At 72.3% G+C, this 3,315-nt stretch carries 2 protein-coding genes and 2 pseudogenes; all 4 read right to left on the minus strand.

What is annotated here, in order from left to right:
- Positions 1 to 188 (minus strand): annotated as a pseudogene (locus ABZ281_RS43345) (hypothetical protein); the annotation flags it as partial.
- Positions 189 to 701: 513 nt separating this feature from the next.
- On the minus strand, positions 702 to 1,562 hold the full coding sequence (locus tag ABZ281_RS43350; protein ID WP_356663653.1) for an S-methyl-5'-thioadenosine phosphorylase: 861 nt from the start codon (positions 1,560 to 1,562) through the stop codon (positions 702 to 704).
- Positions 1,563 to 1,639: 77 nt separating this feature from the next.
- Positions 1,640 to 1,981 (minus strand): FmdB family zinc ribbon protein, encoded by a 342-nt coding sequence (locus ABZ281_RS43355; RefSeq protein ID WP_356663655.1) that lies wholly within the window; start codon positions 1,979 to 1,981, stop codon positions 1,640 to 1,642.
- Between the two features lie 67 nt (positions 1,982 to 2,048).
- A pseudogene (locus ABZ281_RS43360) lies at positions 2,049 to 3,227 on the minus strand (MFS transporter); the annotation flags it as partial.
- Between the last annotated feature and the right edge of the window lie 88 nt (positions 3,228 to 3,315).

The following is a 3,315-nucleotide window of genomic DNA, read 5'->3' on the forward strand; positions in this document are numbered from 1 at the left end:
GGCGGCCGGGTCCGGTGATGACCACGGGCCCCGTCGGTATCGCGCGGGCCGGCCGCCACGAGTGCCGTCGCGGTGACGGCGAGCCCGACGGCCACGGCCCGGCGCCGGTGCCGGACGAGCCGGCCGGACCGGCGACCGCCGCGAACCCGGACCGGATCGAACCGCGGCACCTCACGGGTCGCGGGCACCGCGGCCCCCGGCGGGCACGAGGCGAGCGACCAGGAGGGCGACGAAGGCACGACCGAGGAACGAGCGAAGGACACGGAGACCACCACCTGCGACGAGGGACCGGCTTGCGCTCCCCACGATGAGGCTTCCCGACGCCGCCCGCTCAGGCCTGTGGACCCGCCGCCGGCCTGTGGACAACTCCCTCACCCGAACGGCAACTTCCGCATTCCTGCCGCGCTGCCGACCCCTCCCCGGGCCGGGCCCCTGTGGCCAAGCCACCTCGTTCGGGAAGGCGAACCCCTGTGGCCAAGCCACCTCGTTCGGCAAGGCGAACCCCTGTGGCCAAGCCACCTCGTTCGGCAAGGCGAACCCCTGCGGCCAAGCCACCTCGTTCGGCAAGGCGAACCCCTGCGGCCAAGCCACCTCGTTCGGGAAGGCGAACCCCTGCGGCCAAGCCACCTCGTTCGGGAAGGCGAACCCCTGCGGCCAAGCCACCCCGTACGGGAAGGCGAACCCCTACGCAGGCCGAAGCCCTACGGCAACGCGAACCCCGGATCCATCCCACCCAGCGCACTCACACACAGACAGTCCCGCTCGCCCTCCCCGGGCAACCCGGCCACCGCGTCGAACAGCACCCCCCGCAACCGGTCCACGTTCGCCTCGAACACCCGCAGCACCTCGTCGTGCGAGACCCCCTCGCCCGTCTCGGCGCCGGCGTCGAGGTCGGTGACCAGGGTCAGGGACGTGTAGCAGAGCTCCAGCTCACGGGCGAGCGCCGCCTCGGGGTGGCCGGTCATGCCCACCACCGACCAGCCCTGCGCCTGGTGCCACAACGATTCCGCACGGGTCGAGAAGCGCGGCCCCTCGATGACGACCAGCGCGCCGCCGTCCACCGGCTCCCAGTCCCGGCCCCGCGCCGCCTTCAGTGCGACGGCCCGCCCGGACGGGCAGTAGGGGTCGGCCAACGACACGTGCACCACGTTCGGCACGGAGCCGTCGGGCAGCGGCAGTCCGTCGAAGTAGCTGCCCGCGCGGGACTTCGTGCGGTCGACCAGCTGGTCCGGCACCAGCAGCGTGCCCGGCCCGTACTCGGGGCGCAGGCCGCCCACGGCGCAGGGGGCGAGGACCTGGCGCACGCCGACCGAGCGCAGCGCCCACAGGTTGGCCCGGTAGTTGATCCGGTGCGGCGGCAGGTGATGGCCCCGTCCGTGCCGCGGCAGGAAGGCGACCCGCCGGCCGGCGACCTCACCGAGGAAGAGGGAGTCACTCGGCGGACCGTACGGGGTGTCGACCTGGATCTCGGTCACGTCGTCGAGGAAGGAGTAGAACCCCGAGCCGCCGATGACGCCGATCCCGGTGTCTGCCTGGTCCGTCACGTTCGCCTTGTTCGCCATGCCCGCACCCTAACCGCACGCGGAAACGCCGAGGACCCCGTCGCCCGAAGGTGACAGGGTCCCGTAAGAATCAGGCCTTACGCGGCGGTGGTGCTGCTGCTGGAGGAGCTGCTGGTGCTCGACGACGAGCTCGAGCCGGAGCTCGACGAGCCGGAGCCGGAGCCGGAGTCGGAGGACGACGAGCCCGAGGACGAAGACGAGGAACTCGACGACTTCGCCGCAGGGGCGCTGCTCGACGAGGAGCCGCGGCTGTCGTTCCGGTAGAAGCCGGAGCCCTTGAAGACGATGCCGACCGCCGAGAACACCTTCTTCAGGCGGCCCATGCAGTTCGGGCACTCGGTGAGGGCGTCGTCGGTGAACTTCTGCACCGCCTCGAGGCCTTCGCCGCACTCGGTGCACTGGTACTGGTAGGTCGGCACTGTCTTCCTCCTGGCACTCTCACTCGATGAGTGCTAACGACGATCCATAGTGACGTATTCCGGCCGCTCAGTCCACTGCCACCGGCACGCGGTGACCCACGCCACGTGCGACCGTCCGGCCGTTGCCCCGTGCCGCGAGTCGGGAGCGCAGGATGAGGAGGGTCGCCAGGGCCAGGACCGTGCCGCCCATCGGCACCAGGAAACCGGCGCCCGACCAGAAGCGGTCCTCCAGCTGTCCGGCGGCCGTGACGGCTGCGGCCTGGCCGAGCGCCACCGCTCCGGTCAGCCAGGTGAAGGCCTCGGTGCGGGCACCGGCCGGGACCAGGCTGTCGACCAGGGTGTAGCCGGTGATCAGGGCGGGCGCGATGCACATGCCGACCAGCAGGCCGAGGCCGGCGAGGACCGGCACCGAGTGGGCGGCCCACAGGCCCGACGCGGTCAGGGCGAGCGCCGTGTAGCCGATGACCAGGCGCTGCCGCGGGGCCGCCTTCCAGGCGATCGCGCCGCAGACCACGCCGGAGAGCATGTTGCCCGCGGCGAAGACGCCGTAGAGGACGCCGTTCAGGCCCGGTTCGCCGATCGACTCGGTGAACGCGGCCAGCGAGACCTGCATGCCGCCGAAGACGGTGCCGATGCCCAGGAAGGTCACGATCAGCACGCGCACCCCGGGGACGCGCAGGGCCGAAGCGTGCTCCACGCGCGCGTGCCCGGCGGCGGCGACGGAGGGCTGCGTGCTCTTCTGCGCGGCGAACAGCAGGCCGCCGATCAGGGTCAGCGACGCTTCCGTGACGAGTCCGGCGGCCGGGTCGACGGCCGTGCACAGGGCGGTGGCCAGCAGCGGTCCGACCACGAAGGTCAGCTCGTCCGTGACGGACTCGAAGGCCGCCGCGGTGGTCATCAGGGGCGAGTCCTTGAGCTTCACGCCCCAGCGGGCCCGCACCATCGGGCCGACCTGCGGCACCGAGGCACCGGTCGGGACGGCCGCCACGAACACCGCCCACAGGGGCGCGTCCAGCAGTGCGAGCGCGGTGAGCGTCAGCCCGGACAGCGCGTGCAGCAGCACTCCGGGGATCAGCACGGCACGCTGCCCGTAGCGGTCGGCGAGGCGGCCGCTGTAGGGCGCGAACAGGGCCATGGAGACACCGGTGACGGCCGCGGCGGCGCCCGCCGCTCCGTACGAGCCGGTGGTGTGCTGCACCAGCAGCACGATGGAGATGGTCAGCATCGCGAACGGCTGGCGTGCCGAGGGCGATGGAGGGCACCTGGGGCATCTTGTCGCCGTCGGCCCGCACGACGCCCATCTTCTTCGCCATCGTCGTCACCGGGCAGATGCC

Origin of the sequence: Streptomyces sp. NPDC006265 (assembly GCF_040613555.1) — a bacterium.
GTDB lineage: Bacteria > Actinomycetota > Actinomycetes > Streptomycetales > Streptomycetaceae > Streptomyces.

Excerpts from the sequence above, each read along its gene's own strand:
- ABZ281_RS43350 (WP_356663653.1), bottom strand. The coding sequence starts at position 1,562 with ATGGCGAACAAGGCGAACGTGACGGACCAGGCAGACACCGGGATCGGC.